The organism is Actinokineospora sp. UV203, assembly GCF_056323665.1.
This window is the reverse complement of sequence record NZ_CM150484.1, coordinates 5,458,239-5,484,110: the sequence shown is the minus strand read 5'-3', so window position 1 is coordinate 5,484,110 and position 25,872 is coordinate 5,458,239. Positions and strand designations below refer to the sequence as shown.

At 68.9% G+C, this 25,872-nt stretch carries 28 protein-coding genes and 1 tRNA gene; 13 read left to right on the top strand and 16 right to left on the bottom strand.

The genetic code is table 11. The features are described from left to right. Nucleotides 1-23 precede the first annotated feature (23 nt). The gene (locus tag ACUZ2Y_RS26350) at nt 24-1,013 is read right to left on the bottom strand and encodes a DUF3558 domain-containing protein (protein WP_476323878.1); all 990 of its coding nucleotides are present in this window, start codon (nt 1,011-1,013) and stop codon (nt 24-26) included. Nucleotides 1,014-1,139: 126 nt separating this feature from the next. Here ACUZ2Y_RS26350 and ACUZ2Y_RS26345 point away from each other — a divergent pair, with 126 nt between their 5' ends. Both ACUZ2Y_RS26345 and ACUZ2Y_RS26340 read left to right on the top strand, forming a co-directional pair. Next, on the top strand, nt 1,140-1,274 hold the full coding sequence (locus ACUZ2Y_RS26345) for a hypothetical protein (protein ID WP_476323876.1): 135 nt from the start codon (nt 1,140-1,142) through the stop codon (nt 1,272-1,274). 12 nt (nt 1,275-1,286) lie between these two features. Beyond that, nucleotides 1,287-1,601: a hypothetical protein gene (locus ACUZ2Y_RS26340; RefSeq protein WP_476323874.1), complete on the top strand. Its 315-nt coding sequence runs from the start codon at nt 1,287-1,289 to the stop codon at nt 1,599-1,601. Nucleotides 1,602-1,735: 134 nt separating this feature from the next. Here the strand turns inward: ACUZ2Y_RS26340 and nucS are convergent, their stop codons facing one another. After that, complete coding sequence (gene nucS, locus ACUZ2Y_RS26335) at nt 1,736-2,395, bottom strand: endonuclease NucS (protein WP_476323872.1); 660 nt, start codon at nt 2,393-2,395, stop codon at nt 1,736-1,738. A gap of 87 nt (nt 2,396-2,482) precedes the next feature. Between nucS and ACUZ2Y_RS26330 the strand changes: the two genes are divergently transcribed. Then, on the top strand, nt 2,483-2,965 hold the full coding sequence (locus tag ACUZ2Y_RS26330) for an NUDIX domain-containing protein (RefSeq protein WP_476332082.1): 483 nt from the start codon (nt 2,483-2,485) through the stop codon (nt 2,963-2,965). Between the two features lie 349 nt (nt 2,966-3,314). Here ACUZ2Y_RS26330 and ACUZ2Y_RS26325 read toward each other — a convergent pair whose 3' ends face one another. Both ACUZ2Y_RS26325 and ACUZ2Y_RS26320 read right to left on the bottom strand, forming a co-directional pair. After that, entirely contained in the window at nt 3,315-3,959 is a 645-nt protein-coding gene (locus ACUZ2Y_RS26325; RefSeq protein WP_476323870.1) for a response regulator, read from the bottom strand. Then, on the bottom strand, nt 3,956-5,113 hold the full coding sequence (locus ACUZ2Y_RS26320) for a sensor histidine kinase (RefSeq protein ID WP_476323868.1): 1,158 nt from the start codon (nt 5,111-5,113) through the stop codon (nt 3,956-3,958). Before ACUZ2Y_RS26320 ends, ACUZ2Y_RS26325 begins: the two co-directional genes overlap by 4 nt. 130 nt (nt 5,114-5,243) lie before the next feature. Between ACUZ2Y_RS26320 and ACUZ2Y_RS26315 the strand changes: the two genes are divergently transcribed. Together ACUZ2Y_RS26315 and ACUZ2Y_RS26310 are read left to right on the top strand one after the other, a co-directional pair. Beyond that, complete coding sequence (locus ACUZ2Y_RS26315) at nt 5,244-5,834, top strand: hypothetical protein (RefSeq protein ID WP_476323866.1); 591 nt, start codon at nt 5,244-5,246, stop codon at nt 5,832-5,834. A 68-nt stretch (nt 5,835-5,902) separates the two neighbouring features. After that, a complete protein-coding gene (locus ACUZ2Y_RS26310; protein ID WP_476323864.1) occupies nt 5,903-7,441 on the top strand; it encodes a chitinase in 1,539 nt (512 codons plus the stop codon). On the opposite strand, the gene ACUZ2Y_RS26305 is transcribed toward ACUZ2Y_RS26310, so the two are convergent. The 3 genes from ACUZ2Y_RS26305 to ACUZ2Y_RS26295 form a co-directional block, all read right to left on the bottom strand. Further along, nucleotides 7,438-7,989: a GNAT family N-acetyltransferase gene (locus ACUZ2Y_RS26305; protein WP_476323862.1), complete on the bottom strand. Its 552-nt coding sequence runs from the start codon at nt 7,987-7,989 to the stop codon at nt 7,438-7,440. The two genes, ACUZ2Y_RS26310 and ACUZ2Y_RS26305, sit on opposite strands and share 4 nt — an antisense overlap. After that, nucleotides 7,989-8,762 (bottom strand): enoyl-CoA hydratase-related protein, encoded by a 774-nt coding sequence (locus ACUZ2Y_RS26300; RefSeq protein ID WP_476323861.1) that lies wholly within the window; start codon nt 8,760-8,762, stop codon nt 7,989-7,991. Before ACUZ2Y_RS26300 ends, ACUZ2Y_RS26305 begins: the two co-directional genes overlap by 1 nt. Before the next feature lie 137 nt (nt 8,763-8,899). Then, on the bottom strand, nt 8,900-10,918 hold the full coding sequence (locus ACUZ2Y_RS26295; protein ID WP_476323859.1) for a protein meaA: 2,019 nt from the start codon (nt 10,916-10,918) through the stop codon (nt 8,900-8,902). A gap of 134 nt (nt 10,919-11,052) precedes the next feature. Between ACUZ2Y_RS26295 and ACUZ2Y_RS26290 the strand changes: the two genes are divergently transcribed. Together ACUZ2Y_RS26290 and ACUZ2Y_RS26285 are read left to right on the top strand one after the other, a co-directional pair. Beyond that, nucleotides 11,053-11,922, top strand: a complete 870-nt coding sequence (locus tag ACUZ2Y_RS26290; protein ID WP_476323856.1) for a trypsin-like serine protease — start codon at nt 11,053-11,055, stop codon at nt 11,920-11,922. 348 nt (nt 11,923-12,270) lie between these two features. After that, nucleotides 12,271-12,344 (top strand) — tRNA-Arg (locus tag ACUZ2Y_RS26285). Between the two features lies 1 nt (nt 12,345). On the opposite strand, the gene ACUZ2Y_RS26280 is transcribed toward ACUZ2Y_RS26285, so the two are convergent. Beyond that, nucleotides 12,346-12,993, bottom strand: a complete 648-nt coding sequence (locus tag ACUZ2Y_RS26280; protein ID WP_476323854.1) for a DUF998 domain-containing protein — start codon at nt 12,991-12,993, stop codon at nt 12,346-12,348. A 135-nt stretch (nt 12,994-13,128) separates the two neighbouring features. Between ACUZ2Y_RS26280 and ACUZ2Y_RS26275 the strand changes: the two genes are divergently transcribed. Beyond that, nucleotides 13,129-13,419, top strand: a complete 291-nt coding sequence (locus ACUZ2Y_RS26275) for a hypothetical protein (RefSeq protein WP_476323851.1) — start codon at nt 13,129-13,131, stop codon at nt 13,417-13,419. A gap of 115 nt (nt 13,420-13,534) precedes the next feature. Here ACUZ2Y_RS26275 and ggt read toward each other — a convergent pair whose 3' ends face one another. After that, nucleotides 13,535-15,313 carry a gamma-glutamyltransferase gene (ggt, locus tag ACUZ2Y_RS26270; RefSeq protein WP_476323848.1) on the bottom strand — a complete coding sequence of 593 codons (1,779 nt, stop codon included), beginning with the start codon at nt 15,311-15,313 and terminating at the stop codon, nt 13,535-13,537. Between the two features lie 147 nt (nt 15,314-15,460). Here ggt and ACUZ2Y_RS26265 point away from each other — a divergent pair, with 147 nt between their 5' ends. Continuing rightward, nucleotides 15,461-16,558: a sulfite oxidase gene (locus tag ACUZ2Y_RS26265; protein ID WP_476323845.1), complete on the top strand. Its 1,098-nt coding sequence runs from the start codon at nt 15,461-15,463 to the stop codon at nt 16,556-16,558. A 7-nt stretch (nt 16,559-16,565) separates the two neighbouring features. On the opposite strand, the gene murA is transcribed toward ACUZ2Y_RS26265, so the two are convergent. After that, entirely contained in the window at nt 16,566-17,840 is a 1,275-nt protein-coding gene (gene murA, locus ACUZ2Y_RS26260; RefSeq protein ID WP_476323842.1) for a UDP-N-acetylglucosamine 1-carboxyvinyltransferase, read from the bottom strand. Between the two features lie 70 nt (nt 17,841-17,910). Here murA and ACUZ2Y_RS26255 point away from each other — a divergent pair, with 70 nt between their 5' ends. Both ACUZ2Y_RS26255 and ACUZ2Y_RS26250 read left to right on the top strand, forming a co-directional pair. Next, nucleotides 17,911-18,483, top strand: a complete 573-nt coding sequence (locus ACUZ2Y_RS26255) for a cob(I)yrinic acid a,c-diamide adenosyltransferase (protein ID WP_476323839.1) — start codon at nt 17,911-17,913, stop codon at nt 18,481-18,483. A gap of 57 nt (nt 18,484-18,540) precedes the next feature. Beyond that, nucleotides 18,541-18,972: an SRPBCC family protein gene (locus ACUZ2Y_RS26250; RefSeq protein ID WP_476323836.1), complete on the top strand. Its 432-nt coding sequence runs from the start codon at nt 18,541-18,543 to the stop codon at nt 18,970-18,972. Between the two features lie 366 nt (nt 18,973-19,338). On the opposite strand, the gene ACUZ2Y_RS26245 is transcribed toward ACUZ2Y_RS26250, so the two are convergent. The 4 genes from ACUZ2Y_RS26245 to ACUZ2Y_RS26230 all read right to left on the bottom strand — a co-directional run bounded on the left by ACUZ2Y_RS26245 (nt 19,339) and on the right by ACUZ2Y_RS26230 (nt 21,449). Further along, on the bottom strand, nt 19,339-19,605 hold the full coding sequence (locus ACUZ2Y_RS26245; protein WP_476323833.1) for a hypothetical protein: 267 nt from the start codon (nt 19,603-19,605) through the stop codon (nt 19,339-19,341). A 113-nt stretch (nt 19,606-19,718) separates the two neighbouring features. Further along, nucleotides 19,719-20,612, bottom strand: coding sequence for a ribonuclease Z (locus tag ACUZ2Y_RS26240; protein WP_476323830.1), 894 nt, complete (start codon nt 20,610-20,612; stop codon nt 19,719-19,721). Next, the gene (locus tag ACUZ2Y_RS26235; protein ID WP_476323827.1) at nt 20,613-21,056 is read right to left on the bottom strand and encodes a DUF2550 domain-containing protein; all 444 of its coding nucleotides are present in this window, start codon (nt 21,054-21,056) and stop codon (nt 20,613-20,615) included. A 27-nt stretch (nt 21,057-21,083) separates the two neighbouring features. Continuing rightward, nucleotides 21,084-21,449 carry a F0F1 ATP synthase subunit epsilon gene (locus tag ACUZ2Y_RS26230; RefSeq protein ID WP_476323824.1) on the bottom strand — a complete coding sequence of 122 codons (366 nt, stop codon included), beginning with the start codon at nt 21,447-21,449 and terminating at the stop codon, nt 21,084-21,086. 107 nt (nt 21,450-21,556) lie between these two features. Here ACUZ2Y_RS26230 and ACUZ2Y_RS26225 point away from each other — a divergent pair, with 107 nt between their 5' ends. Together ACUZ2Y_RS26225 and ACUZ2Y_RS26220 are read left to right on the top strand one after the other, a co-directional pair. Next, nucleotides 21,557-22,060, top strand: coding sequence for a SigE family RNA polymerase sigma factor (locus tag ACUZ2Y_RS26225; protein ID WP_476323821.1), 504 nt, complete (start codon nt 21,557-21,559; stop codon nt 22,058-22,060). Between the two features lie 2 nt (nt 22,061-22,062). Further along, nucleotides 22,063-23,418, top strand: coding sequence for a hypothetical protein (locus tag ACUZ2Y_RS26220; RefSeq protein ID WP_476323818.1), 1,356 nt, complete (start codon nt 22,063-22,065; stop codon nt 23,416-23,418). A gap of 61 nt (nt 23,419-23,479) precedes the next feature. Here ACUZ2Y_RS26220 and atpD read toward each other — a convergent pair whose 3' ends face one another. Beyond that, entirely contained in the window at nt 23,480-24,916 is a 1,437-nt protein-coding gene (gene atpD / locus ACUZ2Y_RS26215; RefSeq protein ID WP_476323815.1) for a F0F1 ATP synthase subunit beta, read from the bottom strand. Continuing rightward, entirely contained in the window at nt 24,916-25,866 is a 951-nt protein-coding gene (locus ACUZ2Y_RS26210; protein ID WP_476323812.1) for a F0F1 ATP synthase subunit gamma, read from the bottom strand. The genes atpD and ACUZ2Y_RS26210 overlap by 1 nt, the downstream gene beginning before the upstream one ends. Nucleotides 25,867-25,872: the final 6 nt, after the last annotated feature.

Genomic DNA, 25,872 nt, shown 5'->3' with positions numbered 1-25,872 from the left:
GCCCGGCGCGAAAGGCGTACCGGTCAGCCTGTGGGCAACTTGGGGATCAACGCCTTCGCCGCGGCCTCGACCTTGGCGCACGGATCGCCCGCCTTGTCGTCGTACCGGCTGTACGACAAGGAGACGACCTCGGCCTGCTCCTTGTCCGGCGGGAACGGCGCGTGGGCCCAGTCGACCCGGCACCGGTCCTCGGACGGCCTCTTCTGCGCCTTCACCCCGCCCAGGTCGACCGGCGTGGAGTCCGCGGCGTCGGCCAGGTCGTCGGGATTCGGTCCGACCTTGAAGGTCAACGAGAATGACGAGCCGCCCGCGCTCCAGTCGCACGCGTGCAGCGTCGTGGGCCGGGCGTTGGTCTCACCGACGGCCTCGGTGATCGTGGACTCGTCCAGGACCGCGCACGGGTCGACCCCGGCCACCGTGCCCTTGGACAACGCCAGCTTCTGCGCGCCCGCCTGCAGGTTCTTGATGACGCCTTCCATCACCTTGCGCCCCGGCTCGCAGAGGGGACCCGCCGGGCCGCTGATCTGCAGCGTGATCGCCCGCTTGGGTGAGGCCTCGGTGATGACGCCGATGAAGCACGCGGTCTTGTCGTCGAGTTCGGACTCGCTCGCGGGCAAGCCGCCGATCTTGAACGTCCCCTCGGCCGACTTCCCGCTCGCCGACTCGCCGAGGACCAGGTTGAAGTTCAGTTCCTTGCCCGCGGTGTCCTTCATGTAGTGCGCGCAGGCGCCGAAGTCGCGCAGGCGGTTCTTCGCGGGCGTGCCGACCGACGCCATCGTCTGGTCGTCGAGCAGCACGCAGGGGTCGACGACCCGCAGGTTCTCAGCGGTGAACGCCGCCTCACCCCCCGCGGGCTTGCCGTCGATCGGGGCGTCGCCGCCGCCGAGATCGGCCGCCGCGGCCACCGTGGACCGGGGGAAATTCTTCTTGGCCAGGTCGGGGCCGCCACACCCGGCGAGCACGCCCACCAGACACACGACCACGCCGACCGACCACCGCGCTGAACGCCTCACGGCGTGAACCGTAGCCAGTCGCGGCCCGCCGTGTGTCACCAACCGGCTTATTCGCCCACGGCCAGTCACCCAAGGTGGGTGACCCGCCACCCTGAAACCGCGTCAGGGCCACGTGATCAGCGTGTCGTGGGTACGGCCGTGGGCTCGGTCGTGGTCGTGCTGGTCGGCGGCGTCAGCGTCGTGGTCGTCGGCGGCGTGGTCGGAGGCGTCATCGTCGTGGTGATCGGCGGTGGCGTGGCACCGGCGGCGAAGGCGCTGTAGCTGAACCAGATCGTGGCGCCGCTCTTGGGCTGGGTCGAGGTGACCATCGCCCTCACCTTGAACGTGGTCGGCGTGAACGAGTCGCGCACGGTGTTGAGCATGAAGCCGTTCCACCCGGCAGGTGTGTTGGCCGAGACGACCACCGCCGTGGGCACCACGCCCAGCGCGTGCGACACCGTGCACACCCCGAGGTTGTCGAGCACGCAGGAAACCGCGTCAGCCGTCATCCGTGGCGCGGGCGCGGGACCCACGGGGCTGGTCGCACTCGCCGACACCCCCACGACCGCGATCCCAGCGGCGGCGGCGAGCCCGACCGCCGTCAGTTGAATAGCGCGAATATTTGGACGCGACACAATTCCCCCCCATTGGATTCATTCCGCGGATTCGCGGAGAAACATCACGTGGGAAATATCGTGTGGCCATGTCGATCCGTTACCCGGATCACCGGATCGGACCAACTGTCAGAAAAGGCGGAATTCGTCCGATTCGATTCCGCGCAGTGTGTCGTAATCCAGCACCACGCACCGGATTCCGCGGTCCTCGGCCAGCACGCGGGCCTGCGGCTTGATGATCTGGGCGGCGTAGATCCCCTGCACGGGGGCGAGCAGCGGGTCCCGGTTCAGCAGTTCCAAGTACCGGGTCAGCTGTTCCACGCCATTGATGTCGCCGCGCCGCTTGATCTCCACGGCCACCGAGCCGCCGGTGTTGTCGCGGCACAGGATGTCGACCGGGCCGATCGCCGTCGGGTATTCGCGGCGGACGAGGGTCCAGCCGTCGCCGAGGGTGGTGATGTGTTCGGCGAGGAGTTCCTGGAGGTGCGCCTCCACGCCGTCTTTGACCAGGCCCGGTTCGAGGCCCAGTTCGTGCTTGGAGTCATGCGTGATCTCTTCGATCGTGATGACGATCTTCTCGCCCGCCTTGTTCTGCACCGTCCACGTGTCGGGCTCCTCGGTGAGCCAGCACGGCGGCGTCATCCAGTTCAGCGGCTTGTACGCGCGGTCGTCGGAGTGGACCGACACCGACCCGTCGGCCTTCACCAGCAGCAGCCGGTTGGCCATGGGGAGGTGGGCGGTCAACCGACCGACGTAGTCGACTTGGCAGCGAGCGATCACGAGGCGCACGGCGAGCAGGTTAGTCCCGCCGGCCGCGTGCGGCAGGATCACCCCGTGGACACCCTCGGCACCGAACAGGTCTATGCGAACGCCTGGATGACCGTCCGCGAGGACCGGGTCCGCCGCCACGACGGCAGCGCGGGCATCTACGGCGTGATCGACAAACCCGACTACGCGCTGGTCATCCCCCTCGACGGCGACCGGCTGATGCTCGTCGAGCAATTCCGCTACCCGCTCGGCGAGCGGCGGTGGGAGTTCCCCCAGGGCACCGCCCCGAACCGCGAACACGTCGACACCGCGACCCTCGCCGCCCGCGAGTTGCGCGAGGAGACCGGGCTGCGCGCGGGGACGATGGCCAAGATCGGCTCGCTCGACTGCGCGGCGGGCATGTCGAGCCAGCGGGGACACGTGTTCCTCGCGACCGACCTGACCGAGGGCGAGCCGGAGCGCGAACCGGAGGAACAGGACATGCGCACCGGCTGGTTCACCCGCGCGGAGTTCGAACAGCTGATCCGGACGGGCGAGATCACCGACGCCCAGTCCATCGCGGCGTACGGGTTGCTGATGTTGCGAGGGTAGGGCCTGCCTCACCGCGGAGACGCCAGTTGGCCTGACCGCGCGCGGCGGCAGGGCAGCCAGGCTGGTGGAGATGATGAGCACCAACCAAAGGCGGATCGCGGCGGGGATGGCCGTCGGACTGCTCAGCACCTTCGCCCTAGCCCGGATCTTTCGCGCGGCACGGCCTTGCTTGGGCCGGTGGTAGTGGCTGGTGGCGGTCTCCTTTCGTGTTTGGGGTTGGCGGATTGGCCCGTTGTCGGTTGGGGTGCCGCCGGTTTCCACTGTCCGGTGGTGGTGTTGATCGCTGGTAGGGGTGAGGTCCGCCTCGGGGAACCTCAAGGCGCCCACCGAATCAGTACGAAACGTGCTGTTAAACCAGCCCAGCCTCCTGTGCGAGCACAGCAGCCTGCACCCGCGATCGCAGATCCAACTTCGTCAGCATCCGCGAAACATGCGTCTTCACCGTCGCCTCAGCGATCCCCAGTTTCCGCGCGATCTCCTGGTTGGACAGCCCTTGCCCGACTCCCACCAACACGTCCGTCTCCCGGTCCGTCAACTCATCCAGCCCCGCGGGCCGCGCCACCACCTTCGGCTGGGCATCCGCGAAGGCGCTGATCAACCGACGGGTGACACCCGGCTCCAAGACCCCGTCCCCAGCCGCCACCAGCCGGACCGACTCGATCAGCCGGACCGCGTCCACGGACTTGAGCAGGAATCCCGCCGCTCCCGCGCGAAGAGCTCCATAGACGTACTCGTCCATGTCGAACGTGGTCAGCACCAACACCGCGCACACGCCGTCGGCGACGAGTCGGCGGGTGGCCTCGATGCCGTCGACCTCGGGCATCCGCACGTCCATCAGGACGACGTCCGGCCGCAGCGCGGTCGCCTTGCGGACCGCGGCGGCGCCGTCGGCGGCTTCGGCGATCACCTCGATGCCTTCGGCGTTGTCCAGGATCAGGCACAGCCCGGCCCGGATCGCCGCGTGGTCGTCGGCCACCAGCACCTTGATCGTCATTCGTCCTCCACCGGCAGTTCCGCCCGCACCCGCCAGCCGCGCGCGCACGGGCCCGCGACCAGCACCCCGCCCACGGCCTGGGCGCGTTCGGACATTGTGATCAGGCCTGTTCCCGACGGGTTGAGCATCGCACCGGTGCCGTCATCGATCACTTCGACGACCAGTGTCCCTTCGTCGTGGCGGACGCTCACTTCGGCCCGTGAGCCGGGTGCGTGCTTGACCGCGTTGGTGAGCGCCTCCTGCACGATCCGGAACGCAGACAGGTCGACCGCGGCGGGCAGTTCCGGCGGGTGCTCGGCGTCGACCCGCACGTCGAGGCCGGACGCGCGCGCGGAGCGGATCAGCCGGTCGAGTTCACGCAGGCGCGCGGGGGCGGTGCGTTCGGAGACGTCGTCGTCGGCGCGCAGCAGGCCGATCATGGCGCGCATCTCGGCGAGCGCGTCGACGCTGTTCTCGCGGACCGACCGCAGCACGGTCCGGGTCCGCGGGTGCCCGTCGGGCAGGGTCAGCAGGGCCTCGGACTGGATGGCGATGGCCGAGAGGTGGCCCGCGATCACGTCGTGCAGGTCGCGGGCCATCGAGGCGCGCTCGGCGTGGACGGCGGCGTCGCGGTCGAGGGCGGCGATGCGGGCGAGGTCGTCGGCGCGGGCGCGTTCGGCTTCGGCGGACTCGCGCTGTTGGCGCATGTTCATCCCCCACCACACCGGCACCAGCGGCAGCGCGCACGCCTTGAGCAGCAGGTCCGTCGTGGTCCGCATGTCCCAGCCGTGCACGACCGCGATCCCGATGATGCTGACGATCAGCACGCCGACCGCACCGGCGATCACCCGGCTCGCCCGGCGCGATCCGTGCAGGACAGCCGAATACAGGTGTTCGCCCGCGACCATCACCACCGGGAGGGTGAGCCCCATGAGCAGGTCGACGGCCACAAGCGGCCAACCCGCCACCATCGCCAGGACCGGCATGCGCAGGCGGAGCAGCAGCAACGCACACATGCCCGCGAGGACCAGGACATGCGCCCAGACCGACACGTGAATCGCTGCCGGGGCCTCCAGCGGCGCCAAGTCCTTGAGGAGAACCAGTGCGCCGAGGCTGAAGGCGAAGACGGCATGCCACACGGGCTTCTGCCACGGTCGAACCGGTCGTTCCCTCACCCACCAATCACAACACACCTGCTCACCCAGCGTCCCCAACCAAAGTCCTAGATCCGAGTGCAACTAAAGGATGACCCGAACTCAACTATTGACTGATGCCGCCGGTCGCCCCACCGGGCAGGCTTTGGGGGTGCGATTCCTCATGGACAACCCGCTCTTCGCCGTGATCGCCTTGTGCGAGATCGGTTTCTGGGTCCTGCTCGGCGCCGGCCTTGTCGCCCGCTATCCATTGCGGCTGCGGCGGACCGGCGCGGCCCTGCTCGTGGCGACGCCCATTGTGGACGTCATCCTGCTCGCGGCGACCGTCCTGGATTTACGCCGTGGCAGCGAAGCCGGCTTGGTGCATGGGTTGGGGGCCGCATATCTCGGCTTCAGTGTCGCTTTCGGACCGAGCGTGATCCGCTGGGCCGACCGATGGTTCGCGTACCGGTTCGCGGATGGTCCACGGCCGGTGAAAGTACCCAAACGCGGTCCGGAACGGATGCGCCACGAGTGGCGCGAGTGGGGCAAGTGCGTCCTGGCCTGCGGCATCGGCGTGGCGGTGCTGGCTGTGTTGTCGTTCGTCGTCGGCTCGCCGGAACGAACGACCGCGCTGTGGTCGGGCTGGTCCGCGTGGATCCCGAAGCTCGGCGCGGTGACGGTCATCTGGTTCGCCACGGGTCCTTTGTGGACATTATTCGGCCAGGACGAGGGGGCGGTAATGGGAACACGTGGGGGTTGACAGGCCAAGTGGTCTAGTCCATTTTGGGTTTTCGACCACCCTGCAGCTGTCATGCCCTGGAGGCAGCCATGACGCTCCCTGCCAAGCGAGCGCTCGTCGCCCTGTTATCCGCTTTCTCGATCTGCGTCGGGCTCATCCTGGCTTTCACAGGACAAGCGGCCGCCGCGAACCTCGTCGCCAATCCCGGATTCGAATCGGGGACGCTCAGCGGCTGGTCCTGTTCCAGCGCGGGCGCCGTGACCAGTGGCGATGCCCATGCCGGCACGTACGCCCTCACGGGCACGCCTGCCGGTCAGGACAACGCGCGGTGCACGCAGACCGTCACCGTGAAACCGAACTCGGCCTACACCCTGACCGCCTGGGTCAAGGGCGCCTACACCTACTTGGGAGCGAGCGGGACAGGCACAAGCGACCCGAGCACCTGGACCCCGACCTCGGGCGTGTGGACCCAGCTCTCCACCAAGTTCACCACGGGTGCGTCCACCACCTCGGTGTCGATCTACCTGCACGGCTGGTACGGCCAGCCCGCCTACAAAGCCGACGACGTGATCCTCGACGGCCCCGGCACGACCCCGCCCACCACCACGACCACGGCACCCACGACGACCCCGTCGACCACCACGCCCACCACGCCCACCACGCCCACCACCAACCCGACCACGACCACCAACCCGACGACGACCACCACCACCACCACGACACCACCGCCGACCGGGCTGCCCGCGCACGTCCTCACCGGCTACTGGCAGAACTTCTACAACGGCGCCCGAGCCCTCACCCTGGCCGCCGTTCCGACCACCTACGACATCATCGCCGTCTCCTTCGCCGACGCCGTCCCGGGCACGCCCGGCGCGGTGACGTTCACCCTCGACTCCGGGCTGTCGAGCCAACTCGGCGGCTACACGGACGCCCAGTTCAAGGCCGACATCCGGACAGCGCAGGCCCGGGGCCAGAAGGTGATCCTTTCCGTCGGCGGCGAAAAGGGCACCGTGACCGTCGGCGACACCGCCGCCGCAAACGCTTTCGCCTCCAGCATGGCCCGACTGATCAGGGACTACGGGTTCGACGGCGTCGACATCGATCTGGAGAACGGCATCAACGCCACCCACATGGCCTCCGCGCTGCGCCAGATCCACGCGGCAGGCGGGAAGATCATCACGATGGCTCCGCAGACGATCGACATGCAGTCGACCTCCGGCGGGTACTTCCAGTTGGCGTTGGCGATCAAGGACATCCTGACGATCGTCAACATGCAGTACTACAACTCCGGATCGATGATGGGCTGCGACCAGAAGGTCTACGGCCAAGGCTCGGTCGACTTCCTGACCGCACTGGCCTGCATCCAGCTGCGGGGCGGTCTACGCGCCGACCAGGTCGGCCTCGGACTGCCCGCTTCACCCTCGGGTGCAGGCGGCGGCTACCAGTCCCCCGCCAACGTCAACGCTGCCCTGAGCTGCCTGGCCCGGCGGACGAACTGTGGCGGGTTCACCCCCGCCGTGGCGTACCCGACGATCCGCGGAGCCATGACCTGGTCGATCAACTGGGACGCGTCCAACGGCTACGCGTTCGCCAATTCGGTGGCCGCGCACCTGGACACGCTGCCCTAGAGCGGCTCGATACCGCGGGTCATCATCACGCCCTCGATCTCCACGCCGTCCGGCATCAGGATTGCCCGCCGCTCGGTCTCGCGGAAGCCGAAGGACCGGTACAGCGGCACTCCCGGCAGCGTCGCCAGGAGTGCCAGCGAACCGAATCCTTCGGCTTCCGCGGCCCGTCTGCACGATTCGAGGATCGCCCGGCCGAGACCGCGCCTGGTCCAGTCCGCCCGCACGAACATGGCGCGGACCCGGGCGGGTTCGGTGGCCGGGTCGATCAGCCGGTGGTCGTCCTGCCCCGACCCGGAGCCGGTGTAGAGCTTGCCCCGTCTGCTCCAGCCGCCGCAGGCGATGATCTCGCCGTCCACCTCGTGAACGAAGTAGGTGCCGTCTTCGATCAGCGTCAGGTCGATGTGCGCGATATGCACCACCGCGCTCGCTGTCTCCTTCTCACCGTAGAACAGCGGGAACAGCTCCACCACGGACGCGTGCATCAGCTCGGCGATCCGCGGCGCGTCCGCGAGCGTCGCCAGGCGCTGGGGCGGAACTGTCTCGGCCATCAGTCCGGCCAGACCGGAGAGCGCTTCTGCAGGAAGGCGGCCATGCCCTCCTTGGCTCCAGGCAGCTGCGAAGCCGCCGCCATCACTTCCAGCGCGATCGCGTAGGCGTCGGCCTCCGGCCGGTCCAACTGGGCGTAGATGGTCTGCTTGCCCAAAGCCTTGCTGGCCGCGCTGCCGCGGGTCGCCTTCCGCATCAGTTCGTCGACCGCTTTGTCCAGTTCGGTGTCGGGGACGACCTGATTGACCATGCCCCACTGTTCGGCGGTGTGGGCGTCGACGACATCGCCGGTCAGGGCCATCTCCATCAGTCGCTTGCGGCCGATGGCCCTCGCCACCGGCACGGCGGGCGTGTGGCAGAACCAGCCGCCCTTTCCGCCGGGAAGGGCGAACCCCGCCGACTCGGCGGCCACCGCCAGGTCGCAGGACGCGACCAGCTGGCAGCCTGCCGCGGTGGCCAGACCGTGGACACGGGCGATGACCACCTGGGGAACCGACTCGATGGTGCGCATCAGGTCCGTGCACAGCCGCAGTAGCTCGCGCACGCCGCCGAGGTCGCGGGAGGAGACGTCGCCGAAGTCGTGGCCCGCGGAGAAGACCGGCCCCTCGGCGGCCAGGATGATGCCGGTCGCGTCGGAGACGCCCGCCGCGCGGAAGGCGTCGAGGAGTTCGGCCAGGTGGTCCTCGGAAAGCGAGTTCCGCCTGCCCGGGCGGTTCATGGTGATGCGGACGACGCTGTCCGCACGCTCGACGAGAATGTGCTGGTAGTCGGCCATAGCTCGACGGTACTGCCGCCAAGTGCCGCCGACCACCACCGCTGGTCACGCATCCATGCGGGTGCGTCGGCGATCCCGACCGCGCGAGTTCCACGAGAAACACGGCCCCGCGACACGCCCTGAGGTCCGACCCACTGCTACGGCAGCTTGTTCGCCTCACGGATGACGTTGACGATCTCGTCCATGATCTGCGTCATCTCGTAGTCCTTGGGCGTGAACACCCGGGCCACACCGCGCTCGGCGAGGATCTTCGCGTCGTCGGGCGGGATGATGCCGCCGACCACGACCGGAACATCCCCCGCGCCGGCGGCCCGCAAACCCTCGACCACCGCGGGAACGACTTCCAGGTGTGAGCCGGACAGGATCGACAGGCCGACCACGTGCACGCCCTCCTGCACCGCGGCCGCCACGATCTGGTCCGGGGTGAGGCGAATGCCCTGATAGACGACCTCGAAGCCGGTGTCGCGGGCCCGCACGGCGATCTGCTCCGCGCCGTTGGAGTGGCCGTCGAGACCAGGCTTGCCGACCAGCATGCGCAGCCGCTCGCCCAGCTCCTCGCCGGTCGCCTTGACCCGCTCGCGCACCGCGGCCAGCTCGACGCCCGCCTCGCCACCCGCCGACGCGCCGGAGACACCCGTGGGCGCCCGGTACTCGCCGAACACCTCGCGCAGCGCCGCGGACCACTCACCGGTGGTGACGCCCGCGTGCGCGCACGCCAGCGTCGCGTCCATCAGGTTGACGTCGGTCTTCGCGGCCTCACGAAGCTTGCGCAGCGACTCGTCCACCGCGGTCTCGTCGCGCTCGGCCCGCCAGCGCCGGACCGCCTCGACGGCCTCCAGTTCGGCGGCCGGGTCGGCGGTCTCGATGGCCTTGGCGCCCTCGGCCTGCAGCGGGCTCGGCTCGGTGGTGTCGAACTTGTTGACGCCGACGATGATCTGGTCGCCGTTCTCGATGAGCCTGCGCCGCTCGGCCAGCGAGCCGACCATCTGCGTCTTCATGTAGCCGGACTCGACGGCCGCGACCGCCCCGCCCATGGCCTGCACGCGGTCGATCTCCTCGCGCGCGCCGGTCATGATCTCGTTGACCTTGGCCTCGATGACCGGGGAGCCGTCGAAGATGTCCTCGTACTCCAGCAGGTCGGTCTCGTAGGCGAGCACCTGCTGCATGCGCAGCGCCCACTGCTGGTCCCACGGGCGCGGCAGGCCGAGGGCCTCGTTCCACGCGGGGAGCTGGATCGCGCGGGCGCGGGCCTTGCGCGAGAGCGACACGGCGAGCATCTCCAGCACGATGCGCTGGACGTTGTTCTCCGGCTGCGCCTCGGTCAGGCCGAGGGAGTTGACCTGCACGCCGTAGCGGAACCGGCGCTGCTTCTCGTCGGTGATGCCGTAGCGGTCGCGGGTGATCTCGTCCCACAGCTCGGTGAAGGCGCGCATCTTGCACATCTCTTCGACGAACCGCACGCCCGCGTTGACGAAGAACGAGATGCGGGAGACGACCTCGCCGAACTTCTCGGCGGGCACCTGCCCGGAGTCGCGCACCGCGTCGAGGACCGCGATCGCCGTGCACATCGCGTAGGCGACTTCCTGCACCGGGGTCGCGCCGACCTCCTGCAGGTGGTAGCTGCAGATGTTGATCGGGTTCCACTTCGGCACGTTCGACACGGTCCACGCGACCATGTCGGTGATCAGCCGCAGGCTCGGCCCGGGCGGGAAGACGTAGGTGCCGCGGGACAGGTATTCCTTGATGATGTCGTTCTGCGTGGTGCCCGCGAGCTTCGCGACGACCTCGTGCCAGTCGGTGCCCTCGGCCTCGGCCTGCTCCTGGGCCACCGAGACGTAGAGCGACAGCAGCCACATGGCCGTCGCGTTGATCGTCATCGAGGTGTTGGCCACACCGAGCGGGATCTGGTCGAACAGCGTGCGCATGTCGCCGATGTGCGTGACCGGGACGCCGACCTTGCCGACCTCGCCCTTGGCGAGTTCGTCGTCGGGGTCATAACCGGTCTGCGTCGGCAGGTCGAACGCGATGGAAAGTCCGGTCTGCCCCTTGGACAGGTTGCGCCGGTAGAGCTCGTTGGACTTGGTCGCGGAAGAGTGCCCGGCGTAGGTGCGCATGACCCACGGGCGGTCTCGCTCACGGTCTGACGGATACGGCACCGGTTTACCTCCGTTAACAGCCCTTTTCGTGGAGCGTACTGGTCAGTAAGGAATTTCGGCTCGGTGCCATTGCTCACAGGCACTCTCACCGGTTGACTGGCGCAACCTGAAACCCTTTCCCGGAGGCTTTGACCATGAGTCTGAAGTACCTCGTGCCCGCCGTCGCCGTAGTAGCGCTGACCAGCGTGTTATCCATCCCAGCATCGGCGATCAACAGCTACAACGCCACCCCCGCGCCCGAACGGACCGAGGTCGGCGCGCTGGTGGTCCAGTGGGACAACGACGACGACCCGGCCACGCCCGACCGCATCGACTGGATGTGTTCGGGGACCATGGTCGACCGCGACACCTTCCTGACCGCGGCGCACTGCACCACCGACTGGGCCGAGGGCGTGCGGTACTACGTCTCGCTCGCGCAGAACGTGCAGGCCGACTTGGACGCGGCCGCCCTGGCCCACCCGGGGGACCCGGCGGCGGTCGGAGCGGCGGTGGGCGTCGAGGGCGTCGCCCACAACGACCCGGCGTACCCGGGCAACTCCGCGGACTCGCACGACATCTCCGTGGTGCAGGTGCCCGCCGCCGCGCTCGCGGCCCGCTGGAGTTTCACCCCGGCGACCCTGCCCACCGCGGGCAAGCTCGACACCCTCGGCCCGCGCGGCCTGGACGCGGTGCCGTTCACCGTGGCCGGTTACGGCACCCAGGAGGCCGTGCGCGGCCCAGGTGGACAGACCCACCCCGGCGGCGGCGTGCGGATGAAGGCGCCGGTCGGCTTCGACGCGCTCAACAACACGTGGGTGCGGCTGCACATGACCGCGCCCCAGGGCAACGGCGGCGCCTGCTACGGCGACTCGGGCGGCCCGAACTTCGCCGTCATCGACGGAAAGCGGACCCTGGTCGCGACCACGGTCACCGGTGACGGACCCTGCTACGCGACGAACGTGTCCTACCGGCTCGACGCGCCGACCGCGCGGGCCTTCATGAGCCCGTTCGTGGCCCTGCCGTAAATTCGCTGGACGTTGACCGTCCACGTCGGACATGCTGATCGCAGCAAACGAGGAGACACGATGACAGTCGCGAACGAGCAGCGAGGGGTGTGGCGCCGATTCGGCACCGCGCACGTCGCCCGCCCGCGCCTGGGCGTCGGCTCCCCACCGTGAGATCAGTGATCCTCACGTGAGGGAGCCGCCCATCGCCAGCACCGATGGGCGGCTCTCTTGTTTACACAGACTGTTCCGCCTCCCCGGAATTTCATGTTTGGGTCACCTGCCGGGTAACGGTGCGGATTGGTGGATGACCGTGGTCAGGTGTCGTCACGGTCCCCTTAGGCGGCGGTTGGACGCGCGGCCGGGCGAATCCCTGTAGCTCAGCTGGACAGAGCGCGCCGCTACGAACGGCGAGGTCCCAGGTTCAAGTCCTGGCAGGGATGCTCAGTCTTTGAGGATGGCGATGGCTTTGCCCTTCGCCGCCCACGCGACACCGAAGGCCAGCACGGCGCCGGATTCCAGCCACAGCGCGGGATGCAGTGCCTTGGTCTCGTTGTCAAAGAGGTAGGCGATCACCGGGATCAGGGCGATGCAGGCGAGGATCATGACCCCGCAGGCGACGTAGACCTTGTTGCGCACCTCGTTGTGCTCGCCCGGGTTCTCCGCGTCGCGCCTGGTGAACAGGAACAGGCAGAAGTACGCCAGGGACAGGAAGAACACGCCCGCGCAGGCGACATGGACGAAGCCGAGCAGCTTGTCGTCGCCCGCGCTGACGTTCGGGCCGCCGCTGGGTGACGTGGGGAAGATCGCGACCCCGATCGCGGACAGGCCCGCGATGTTGGCGACCCAGTCGTCGACCGGGCTGTAACCGCGGTAGCAGAACAGGAACACGCCGACCGCCCACATGGCGCCGACCAGGACGTCGCGCATCCCGGTGTAGTAGTAGCCGCTGAGGGAGTTCTGCAGCCCACCGCCATCGAGGAGGATCTTCCCGAGGATGAGCACGGGTGGCAGCGCGAGGCCGATCAGGCCGATCGCCCTGCGCAGGTAGAGGTATGAGTGGACGAGGTCGCGTCCCACTGTCTGAGTCATGGCCGCCTCCGGAGACTCGGTTCCGTGGATCGGCTCGCGCGGATCACACCGACCCGACCCAAGTTGATCGCATTCGAGGTGGCGAACATAACCGCCTAACGGTTACGTCTTGTGCTCGGGAGGATGATGGACGGCATGGATGTGCCCGCGCCGTTCCTCATCCTGGTGGCACTGGCGATCGTCGGCCTGCTCGGCCTCGTGCTGCGCTGGGGCATGGCGTCGGACGCCGACCGGCGCAAGGATTACGGCCTGCTCCGTGAGGTCGCGAAGGTGCACAGCGTCGACGCCGCCCGTTTCGTCGAACTGCAACTCCAGAAAGCAGGCGTACGCGCCACGACCGTCCCAAGCGAGGACGGCGAAACCTACCGAATCCTCGTCTTCCCCGCCGACGAACAAACCGCCATCCAAACCCTCCTCAACACCTGACCCACCCGCGAGTCCAACGTTCAGAACATCCCGCTTCCAGCCTCACGTGACGTGAGATGGAAATTCGATGTTCTGAACGTTGGACTCGTTGTTCTGAACGTTGGACTCGCGACGGTTAGGGGGTGGGGTGGAGGACGGCGGCGGAGGTGCCGCCGCGGCGGAATTCCTCGCCTACGGCCAGGACTTTGCCGGTGCCGGTGAACTCCAGGGTGGCGGCGGCGCCGATGAAGCGTTGTTCCGTGAAGGCGTGGCCGAGGGCCTTCAGGCCGCCGGCGGCGGCGATGAAGGCCGGTTCGGCCACCGTCGTCGGCGAGTTGCGCTGGGTCGCGCGCGGGGCGGCGACGGCCTCCTTGAGGGACATGCCGAAATCGACTCGGTTGACCAGGATCTGCAGGACCGTGGTGATGATCGTCGAGCCGCCCGGGGACCCGAGTGCCAGCCACGGCTTGCCGTTCTTCAGCACGATCGTCGGCGACATGCTCGACCGCGGCCGCTTGCCCGGCGCGGCCAGGTTCGGGTCGGGCGCCGAACCCTGCGTCGGGGTGAAGTTGAAGTCGGTCAGCTCGTTGTTGAGCAGGAACCCGCGGCCCGGCACCACGATGCCGCTGCCGCCGACCTGCTCGATGGTGTTGGTGTAGGACACCACGTTGCCGAGCTTGTCGGAGACCACGAAGTGGTTCGTGTGGACCTCGTTCTCCGGCGACGCCGTGCCCGCCGCCGCGGGCTCGCAGCCCGCGTCCGGGGCGGTCGGCGCGGGCATCACCGACGCCGGGTCGATCAGGCAGGCCCGCTTGGCGGCGTGCGCGTCGGAGAGCAGCCGCTCCTGCGGGACGTCGACGTAGGCCGGGTCGCCGATGTAGCGGTTGCGGTCGGCGAAGGCGAGCTTGCTGGACTCCAGGTAGTGGTGCAGCGCCTGGGTGCGGTCCATGCCCGCGATGTCGAAGTTCTCCAGGATGTTGAGCGCCTCGCCCACGGTGATGCCGCCGCTGGAGCTGGGGGCCATGCCGTAGACGTCGTAGCCCCGGTAGGCCACGTGGGTCGGCGCGCGGTCGATGGTCCGGTAGTCGCGCAGGTCCTCGACCGTCATCCGGCCCTTGGGCGGGGTGATCGTGGCGTCGGCGGCCAGCGGCGGGTTCTGCGTGGTCTCGGCCAGATCGCGGCCGATCGCGCCGCCGTAGAAGGCGCCGATGCCGTCCTTGGCGATCTCGCGGTAGGTGTCGGCCAGGTCGGGGTTACGCAGGAGGTAGCCGACCGGGGGCGCGGTCCCACCGGGGAGGAACAGCTCGGCGGTCGAGCTGAACTGCTTGAAGCGGGCCTCGTTCTCCAGGATCTCCGACCGCAGCTGGGGGGTGACCGGGAAGCCCTTCTCGGCGACCTTGATCGCGGGCTTGAGGTTGTTCTTGAGGCTGAACCGGCCCCAGCGCTGCAGCGCGCGCTCCCAGGTGGCCAGCATGCCGGGGGTGCCGACGGACAGGCCGCTGTTGACGGCCGTCCAGAACGGGTACGGCGTGCCCGTGGCGGGGTTGATGAACATCTGCGCGTCGCCTGCGGCGGGTGTCGTCTCGCGACCGTCGATGGTGGACACCTTGCGAGTGCGGGCGTCGTAGTACACGAAGTACCCGCCGCCCCCGAGGCCCGCCATGTTCGGGTCGGTCACCCCCAGCGTCGCGGCGACCGCCACGGCGGCGTCCGCGGCGGTGCCGCCTCTGCGCAGCACCTCGATGCCCGCCTGGGTCGATTCGACGGAGTCGGAGACAACCGCCCCGCCATATCCCTGCGCGAACGGCGCCTTCGCCAACGGCGGCGCGGCCACCGCGGCCGACGGAGCCGCCACCAGCCCCGCTATCGCGAGTAGCGCTACGGACAGTGCGTTGCCTCGGCGTGGAGTACGCATCACGGCCTTCCTGTCGTACTGGACGGTGGTCCAGTTCTACTCGCGGTGGCCCGGTGGCGCCAGGTTTACGCACGGGCACTTCGGGTGCGCGAACCGACCGAAAAATGCCCACTGTCACACCTGGGCGTCGTGGGCGATGCTCAAGGCATGACTTCCTCCAGCGTCCGTGAAGGTGAGGCGTCGCGGATCGCGGGGCCCGACGAGGGCATCTCGCTCGATGAGTTGCGGCTGGCGGCGCGCAACCACGGGATGCCGTTGGAGGCGCTGCGCTACGACCTGACACCGCCGGGGCTGCACTACGTCCTGGTGCACTACGACATCCCGTATGTGGACCCCGACACCTACCGGCTCACCGTGGACGGCCGGGTCGGCACGCCGCTGGAGTTCGACCTGGCGTCGCTGCGGGCGCGGCCGAAGGTGAACCTGACGGTGACGCTGGAGTGCGCGGGCAACGGGCGGGCCCGGCTGCACCCGCGGCCGGTGAGCCAGCCGTGGCTGGATGAGGCGGTCGGGACCGCGCGGTGGACCGGGACGCCGCTGGTCGATTTGCTGGCCGAGGCGGGCGTGCTCGATGACGCTGTGGATGTCGCGTTCACCGGGCTTGACCACGGGACTGATCGGGGGGTTGAGCAGGACTATCAGCGGGGGCTGTCGCTGGGGGACGCGGTGGGGCGGGACGTGCTGGTCGCCTACGAGATGAACGGGCAGCCGCTGCCGCCGCAGCATGGCGCGCCGGTGCGGCTGGTGGTGCCGGGGTGGTACGGGATGGCGAGCGTGAAGTGGCTGCGGCGGATCACCGTGCTGGATCACGAGTTCACCGGATTCCAGAACGCGACGGCTTATCGAATCAAGCACGACACTGGGGACGACGGCGAGCCGGTGACGCGGATCAGGCCGCGGGCGCTGGTCGTTCCACCGGGGTTCCCGGACTTCATGACCCGGCGACGGATCGTCGACGCGGGCCCGGTCGAGCTGTTCGGCCGGGCGTGGAGCGGCCAAGGCCCGGTGACGCGGGTCGAGGTCAGCGTCGACGGCGGGCAGACCTGGGCGAACGCGGCGCTCGGCAAGCAGGCGGGCAAGTACGCCTGGCGGCCGTGGACCTTCCGCTGGTCAGCGGCCCCGGGTGAGGTCTTGGTGTTGGTTCGGGCCGCTGACCGGCATGGGGTGCAGCCGGTGGAGCAGCCGTGGAATACGCAGGGGATGGCCAACAACATGGCTCAGCGGGTTTCGGTGACCGTTCGCTGAGCGAAATCTAAACCGCGCGCTCGGGTTCGATGTCGACGCGTCGCACGTCGGCGCCCAAGCGCTGCATGTTTTCCACAAACATGGGGTAGCCGCGGTCGATGTGGAAGACGTCCCACACCTCTGTCACGCCTTCCGCGCACAGGCCGGCCAATACCAGCCCCACCCCCGCGCGAATGTCCGACGCCCACACGGGGGCGCTCGACAGGCGTTCGACACCGCGGATCACGGCGTGGTGGCCGTCGGTGCGGGCGTCCGCGCCGAGTCGGACCATTTCCTCGACGAAGCGGAAGCGGGCTTCGAAGAGGTTCTCGGTGATCATCGACGTCCCCTCCGCGACCGCGGTCAGGGCGATGGCGAAGGGCTGCAGGTCGGTGGCGAAGCCGGGGTAGGGCAGGGTCACGAAGTCGACCGCTGTGGGGCGCTCGTGCTGGACGACGCGGAAGCCGTCCTCGTAGATGGTGATCTCCGAGCCCGCGCTGCGCAGCTTCTCCAGGACCAGGTCCAGGTGGTGCGGGTTGACGCCCTTGACGGTGATGTCGCCGCGGGTCATCGCCGCGGCGAAAGCCCAGGTCGCGCCGACGATGCGGTCGCCGACCACGCGGTGTTCGGTGGGCCGCAGGGACTCGACGCCGTGGACGGTGAGCGTCGACGTGCCCGCGCCCTCGACCTTGGCGCCCATCTGCTGCAGCATCAGGCACAGGTCGATGATCTCCGGCTCGCGCGCGGCGTTGTCGATGACCGTGACCCCGTCGGCCAGCACCGCGGCCATCAGGATGTTCTCGGTGGCACCCACGCTGGGGAAGTCGAGCCAGATCTGCGCGCCGTGCAGGCCCTCGGCCTCGGCCACGACACAGCCGTGCTCGATCTCGCTGGTCGCGCCGAGCGAGCGCAGGCCGTTCTGGTGCATGTCCAGCGGCCGCGAGCCGATCGCGTCGCCGCCGGGGAGGGCGACGACCGCGCGCCTGCACCGGCCGACGAGCGGACCCAGCACGCAGACCGAGGCCCGCAGCTTGCCCATCGACGGCGAATCGGCCCGGTGGTTGAGCTCCGCGGGGGTGGTGATCACCGCGCGGTCGCCCTCCAGGGTCACCTCGCAGCCCAGGCTGCGCAGGACGTCGGCCATCAGGGGGACGTCGAGGATCTCCGGGCAGTTGGTCAGGGTGGTCGTGCCCTCGGCCAGCAGCGCCGCCGCCATCAGCTTGAGCACGCTGTTCTTGGCGCCGACAACCGCGACGTCGCCGACGAGCCGCGCGCCGCCGTGAACCTGGAAGTGCTCTGTCACGCGGGCAATGATGCCCCTACCGAACCCGCTCACCCCAGTCGGGTGGTCGGGCGGGTAATAGGCTGACGCCATGTCGGTTCACATTACGAGGGTCTATACCAAGGTCGGCGACAAGGGCACGACCGCGCTCGGCGACGGCTCGCGGGTGCCGAAGACGTCGGTCCGCCTCGCTGCCTACGCCGATGTGGACGAGGCCAACTCCTCGATCGGGGTGGCGATCGCCCTCGGCGGGCTGACCGACGAGGTCACCGACGTCCTGCGCGGCATCCAGAACGACCTGTTCGACGTCGGCGCCGACCTGTGCGCCCCGATCGTCCCCGACCCGCCGTACCCGCCGCTGCGCATCACCGAGGCGTACGTGACCCGGCTCGAAGGGTGGATCGACGACTTCAACGACCGCCTGGAGAAGCTCAACTCCTTCATCCTGCCCGGCGGCACCCCCGGCGCGGCCCTGCTGCACGTCGCCCGCACCGTCGCGCGGCGGGCGGAGCGCAACACGTGGGCGCTCATCGAGGACGACGCCGAGCGGACGAACATCCTGGCCGCGAAGTACCTCAACCGGCTGTCCGACCTGCTGTTCGTACTGGCGCGCATCGCCAACCCGGACGGCGACGTGCTCTGGAAGCCCGGCGCCAACGGATGACTTGTCCGGTCGCGGGCGGCTCGATCGACGTATCGGCGACACTTTGGAGGAGTCGAGATGGATGTGATCGCTGAGCGGGTCATCCCGCTGCCGCCCGCGCGGGTGGCCGAGTACGCGATGGACTGGCGCCACGACCACGAGTGGACCCAAGGCATCAAGGAAGCCGCGCTGACCACGGAAGCACCCGGCGGCGGCTTCGGCGTCGGCGCGCAGGTCACCCGCACCGCGCACTTCCTGGGCAAGCGGATCGACTACGTGCTGCGGGTCGAGGAGCACGAACCGCCCACGCTGCTGGACATGCGGTCGGTGGCCGGGCCGTTCCCGATGCACGTCACCTACCGGTTCGACGAGCATCCCGAGGGGACACTCGCCAGCATCCGCGTCCAGGGCGACGCGAGCGGCTACTACCGGTTCGTCGGCCCGCTCATGGCGCCGATGGTGCGCGGCAACATCCGCAAGGATCTGCGCGATCTGGCGAAGAAGGCTTGATCTTCGAATCCGGCTGGACCGAAAAGTCGGCCAGGACCTTGGTCAGTTCGCGCGCATGCGTAGTCTCGATCGGCGCCGGTTCTTCCGATACCGCCACCGTCCGGGGACCGGCCGCCACCGGAACCCGGGGTCCCGGACCACGCCGATCACGAGGACGACGATCGCGACCGACACCGTTGTCGCCAGGATTGCGAAGAGTAAGAGCCGTCGGCTGTACGACCGCATGTTGTCCCCCCAGGGTGCGCAGTCAGCGCATCCTGCCGGCTACCGGATCAGCGCCGCTTGGGAACGCGCACTCTCGCCAAGTCCGTGGCCACCACGATCTCGCCGTCGAACTCCGCCGCGCTGGAGGTCAGGTCGCCGGGCTCAGGAGTAGCGGTGGCTCTTGGCCGCGTGACCGTGCTCGCGGGTACAGGTGCGTCCGCTGATCGCCCGATGGCCGCAGAGCGCTGCCTCCGGCTCACAGTCCACCTCGGCCACCTCGGCGTCCGTGGCGTCGGTGGCGTCCGCGGTGACTTGGGTCGGTTTGGCAGGCGGCCGCTCCGTCGGTGCGATGATCGGCTTGGTTTCGCGTGCGGACCGCTGCTCGTAGCGCGCCTCGCGCAAGGCGCGAAGGTCGTCCGTCTTACTCATCGTGGGCTCACCCCGAGAGTCTAGGGTCGGGCCGACGAGTTCTGGCTCAGGCGCTCCGGACGACCGCGCGTAGGCGATCACGAGCACCGCCACCACCCGCCGAACCGGTGCGGTCACTGCCGCTTCGGAACCGGGATTCTGGCCAGATCCGTGGCCACCACTATCGTTCCGCCGAACTCCGCGGCGGCTTCTTCGTGGAACAGGCTCAGATCGTCGTAGCGCTGCGAGAAGTGGGTCAGCACGAGGGTCCGCACACCGCTCTCCCGCGCGACCCGCGCCGCCTGCCGGGCCGTGAGGTGGGCGTGTTCCTCGGCCAAAGCCGCGTCCGCGTGCAGGTACGTCGACTCGATCACCAGCATGTCGGCGGCGTCCGCCAGTTCGTACACCGAGTCGCAGAGGCGGGTGTCCATGACGAAGGCGAACCGCTGCCCCGGTTTCGGCTCGCTGACCCGCTCCAGCAGCTCCCCGCCTTCGCGCTGCAATGCGCCGACAGCCGGGCCGGTGATGCCGAACTCGGCCAGCTTCTCCGGCAGCATCCGGCGGGAGTCGGGCTCCCGCAGCTGGTAGCCGAAGGTCTCGATGCGGTGGTCGAGCCGCCGCGCGTGCAGTTCGCCGAAGCGGCCGGTCGCGATGACGCCTTCGGCCACCACCGGCTCCTCGCGGACCCGCGCGACCTCATAGAACGAACTCGCGCGCCGCAGGTTGCCGAAGAACTCGGCGCCCGACGCCGGGTAGTGGGCGACCACCTCATGGGCGACGCCGTCAAGCGAGAGGCGCTGCACGATGCCGGGGACGCCCAGGCAGTGGTCGCCGTGGAAATGGGTCACGCACAGCCGGGTGATCGCGGTGACCGACACCCCGGCCAGCGCCATCTGCCGCTGCGTGCCCTCGCCCGGGTCGAACAGGAAGACGTCGTCGTCCCAGCGCAGGAAGTAGCCGTTGTGGTTGCGCGCGCGAATCGGCACCTGGCTCGCGGTCCCGAGGACGACGAGTTCCCGCATGGACAACTAGGACGCCCAGGGCAGCCGTTGTCCGGGCGGGGCGCTTTCCAGCCAGGACAGGAAGCCGGTGAGCACGTCCGGGCCCATCGCGACCTCGACACCCGGGGCGGCGCCGCCGTTGGCGTACTCGAAGCGCAGGACACGGGAGCCCACGGGCATGTTCGGGGTCTCGCCGCGTTCGGGCTCGCGGCGGTGCACGATCTCCAGGCCGTCGCGGCGCAGGACGCGGTCGGGGCCCTTGCGCAGGCTCAGCGCGCGGAACCAGGCGAACTCGTCGCCCTGGTAGCGGCCGACACCGAGGTGCCAGCCCTTGCCCGTGTCGTCGATGCGGGTGCGCAGGGCAACGTGAACGCCGCCCGCGCGAAGAAGGCGCAGGCGGCGCAGGACTAGCAAGACCAGGAAGGCGAACACGGCGGCGAGGACCAGCACGACCACATCGCTGATGTCCATCGGCCGCCCCCGCCCCCTACGCCGACATCAGGAGGAGTGCTCGGCGGCGCGCACCCGGGCGGCTGCTCTCGCGCGCTCCTCGGCGTCGTCGGCGTCGAGTCCGGAGCGGGCCGCTGCCACGTCGATCTCGCCCGCGAGCTCGGCGGACTCAGCCAGGATGCTCACCGAGTCGGCGGTGACCGAGAGGAAGCCACCGTGCACCGCGGCCACGACCGCTTCGCCGTCGGTGGTGATGACCTTGACCACGCCACCCTCGACGAGCTGGCCGAGCACGGGTTCGTGACCAGGCATGATGCCGATCTCACCCTCGGTGGTCTGCGCGCTGACGAATGAGCCGGTACCCGACCACAGGCGTCGTTCCACGGCGACCAGCTGGACGGACATCTCAGCCACGCTTATCTCCTTAGACTCACGGTTCTTGGGCAGTCTAGATGGTCGGCAGGCAACCTCCCCAGCCAGGCCGGTGTCACTCTTGGCATGAGCCACTTCGATCACAGGCGGTGACCGACATCGAGGACACCGACTTTACCGAGTTCGTGACCCACCGGTCGACTTCCCTGCTGCGCACCGCGTACTTGCTCTGCGGCGGCGACCGCGGCGCGGCGGAAGACCTGCTCCAGGACGTACTCGAACGCGTCTACGCCCGCCGCAAACGCGTCAAGGGCAACCCGGAGCCCTACGTCCGGGCCGCGCTGGCCAACGCCTCAGCCAACCGCTGGCGGCACCGGTCGCGCCGGGTGACCGAGACAGCCCTGGAGCATGCCGCCGAACCGGGCGTGCGCGGCCACGAGAGTGGCATCGCCGACCGAGACCAGATCGCCCGGGCGCTGGGGACGCTCCCGCCGCGAATGCGGGCCGTGCTGGTTCTGCGCTACTTCGACGACCTGTCCGAAGCCGACACCGCCGCCGCACTCGGGTGCGGCACCGGGACGGTCAAGAGCCAGACCTCGCGCGGGCTCGACCGCCTGCGCGCACTGCTGGCCGAACCCGCGACGAAAGGATGAGCATGAACACCGACGACCTCACCCGCGCGTTGCGGGACGCCACCGACGACATCGAGCCCCGCATCGGCTTCACCACAGACGTGGTGCGCGGCGGCAAGCGCAGGCAGTTTCGCCGCCGAATGCTGGTCACCGGCACCCTAGCCGTCGCGATGGCCGCGGGCGCCGTGGTCTCGGTGGCGCCGTGGGCGCCCACCCGGCCCGCGATCACCGCCGCCGCCCCCAATCCCCTGCTGACCGCGGCGACCCGCGGTGACCTGGCAGGCGACGCCGACTACCTGCGCGACGCGCGAACCGCGTTCACCAAGGGCATGGCCGTGGCACCGGGAGCCGACCAGCCCGGAAACACCCTGATCGGCGAACCCCGCGTGTACTGGGCCGGGACCACGCCCGCGGGCAAGGTCGCCATCGTCGTGCAGCAACGGGAATCCGAGAAAGGGACCATGACCTACATCGACGGCAACGTCGTCGATCTCAGCACCATTCAGCGGGTCGTGATCGGGTTGGTCATCGGCGACCAGGCCACCCTGATCAACAGCGCTCCGGGCAGCGGCGACGCGATGACACCCGAGCGGGCCGCGTTCCTGTTCGGTCCGAGCGATCGCTACGCGGTCGCCTTCAGCGGCAGCGCCCCACTGCACGCCTCACCCGAGTGGAAGGTCGGCGAAGACGGCCGAGGCTCCCGTGAGTGGACGGCCATGACCGACCTGGGCGGGATCTCGTTCCTGGCGTTCCCCGGGGCGGTTCGCGGCGGGGACGTCCGAGTCGTGCGGGCGAAGGACCCGACGAACGCCGGCCACAAGGAAAGCATCGGCGTCCTGCCCGCGTCGCAGTATCACGAAGGCACCGACCGGCAGAGCAAACCGGTCCCCCGCCGCACGATGGACTGGCCGCAGAACCAGCCGCTCCGCGCGGGTGGGACCAAGGCCGCTCCGCTGACCGACGACCTGGATGTCGGAAGCGCGCTGCAGGCGGCCGGTTACGGCGATCCGCTGGCCCGCGTCGGCGTGATCGGGTTCGAAGTGATCGCCGATCTCCCGGGCGGCCGCAGCGTCGTGGGCGTGGAGTACGTGCCCAACGACACCGGCAGCAGGCTCTACCTCGGCTACCGGGACGCGACCGGCAAGGTGACGAAGTGGGCGTACGGAGGGCCGCTGAACGCGCCGGAACCACTGCCCGTCAACGTGAAGTTGGAGAACGGCCAGGGCACGCTCGTCGCGGCGCGCGGGGCGGTGCTGCGCTACCGCACGGACGGCGACTGGATCAGCGCGGGTAGGGACGCCGCGCTGCTCCCCACGAACGCGACCCAGGTCGAGGTGACCAGGGACGGCGAGTCGACGCTGTTCGAAGTCACGCTCTGAGATAGCCGAAAGGGCCGGTGTCCGCAGTGGACACCGGCCCTTTCGTCGTGCTTGGCGGCAGTTACTTCTTCTTGCCGGTGAGCTCGTGGTACTTGCGCTCCAGGTCGTCGAGGCCACCGATGGAGAGGAAGGCCTGCTCCGGAACGTGGTCGTACTCGCCCTTCGCGACCTTGTCGAAGGCCTCGATGGTGTCGGCGAGCTTGACGAACGAGCCGACCTCGCCGGTGAACTTCTCCGCCACGAAGAAGTTCTGCGACAGGAAGCGCTCGATGCGACGGGCGCGGTTGACCGTCACCTTGTCCTCTTCGGACAGCTCGTCCATGCCGAGGATCGCGATGATGTCCTGCAGTTCCTTGTACTTCTGCAGGATCCGCTTGACCTCCTGCGCCACCCGGTAGTGCTCGTCGCCCACGATGGACGGGTCGAGGATTCGGGAGGACGAAGTCAGCGGGTCGACCGCCGGGTAGATGCCCTTCTGGGAGATCGGACGGGAAAGCTCCGTCGTCGCGTCCAGGTGGGCGAAGGTCGTCGCCGGGGCCGGGTCGGTGTAGTCGTCCGCGGGGACGTAGATCGCCTGCAGCGAGGTGATCGAGCGACCACGCGTCGAGGTGATGCGCTCCTGCAGCTCACCCATCTCGTCGGCCAGCGTCGGCTGGTAACCCACGGCCGACGGCATGCGACCCAGCAGGGTCGAAACCTCGGAACCGGCCTGGGTGAACCGGAAGATGTTGTCGATGAAGAGCAGCACGTCCTGCTTCTGCACATCGCGGAAGTACTCCGCCATGGTCAGGGCCGACAGGGCGACGCGCATACGGGTGCCCGGCGGCTCGTCCATCTGACCGAAGACGAGCGCGGTGTCCGGGAGAACACCCATCTCTTCCATTTCCAGGAAGAGGTCGGTGCCCTCACGGGTGCGCTCACCGACACCGGCGAACACGGACGTACCACCGAAGTTGCGGGCGATACGGGTGATCATCTCCTGGATGAGCACCGTCTTGCCGACACCGGCACCACCGAACAGACCGATCTTGCCACCCTCGACGTACGGGGTGAGCAGGTCCAGGACCTTGACGCCGGTCTCCAGCATCTTGGTCTTGCCCTCGAGCTGGTCGAAGGGCGGGGGACGACGGTGGATGCGCCAGCGCTCGGCGTCCGCGGCGTGGCCCGGCTTGTCGAGGCAGTCACCCAGGGCGTTGAACACGTGGCCCTTGACGACGTCGCCGACGGGCACCGAGATGCCCTCGCCGGTGTCGAGCACCGGGGCGCCACGCACGAGGCCGTCCTGCGGCGCCATCGAGATGCAGCGCACCAGGTTGTCGCCGAGGTGCTGGGCGACCTCGAGGGTGATGGTCTTCTTCATCGACTCAAGGGCGACGTCGACCTTGAGCGCGTTGAAGAGCTCCGGCACAGAGTCCCGGGGGAACTCCACGTCAACGACGGGGCCGATCACCCGGACGACGCGACCGGTTGCGGTCTTGGGTTCCTGAATGGCGGTCATTAGTCATCACTTCCTGCGGCAGCGGCGAGCGCTTCCACGCCACCGACGATCTCGCTGATCTCCTGGGTGATCTGCGCCTGGCGAACCTGATTGGCCACTCGCGTGAAGCTCTTGACCAATTCGTCGGCGTTGTCGGTCGCCGCCTTCATCGCCGTGCGTCGAGCGGCGGACTCGGAAGCCGCCGACTCGAGCAGTGCCGCGTAGATCCGGGTGTTGATGTACTTCGGCAGCAGATTGCCGAGCAGCGTTTCCGCGCTCGGTTCGAAAGCGTACGCCGACTTCAGCTCGGCCCTGGCCGCGGCGGCCTCCTCCTCGGAGGAGTACTCCACCTCAAGCGGGGCGACCCGCTTGGCGACCGGACGCTGCGTGAGCATCGAGACGAACTCGGTGTACACGATGTGCAGCTCGTCGACACCGAGGATGCCATCGGCGCCCGCGTTGTCACCCTCATCGTCGGCGCCCGCGAGGAACGCGTCGATGAGGGCCTGACCGGCGTCGGCCGCGTTGACGTAGGTCGGCTTCTCGGAGAAGCCGGACCAGCTCTGCGCGACCGGGCGCTGGCGGAACCGGTAGAAGTTCAGTCCCTTGCGGCCGATCACGAAGAGCACCGGGGTCTTGCCCTGCTCGCGCAGCAGCGCCTGCAGTTCCTCGGCCGCCTTGATGGCGTTGGCGTTGTAACCGCCGCACAAGCCTCGGTCGCTGGTCACCAGCAACACGCCCGCCCGCTTGGCGTTCGTGCGCTCGACGAGCAGCGGCGAGTCCAGGTTGGCCGCCGCGCCCGCGAGGGCGGTCAGCACAGTGGTGATCTCGTCCGCGTACGGCTTGGACTGCGCGACCCGGGCCTGCGCCTTGCTGATGCGCGAGGTCGCGATCAGCTCCTGTGCCTTGAAGATCTTCTTGAAGGACTGGGCTGACTTGATCCGCTGTCGGATTTCCCGAAGTTGCGCCATGGCTTA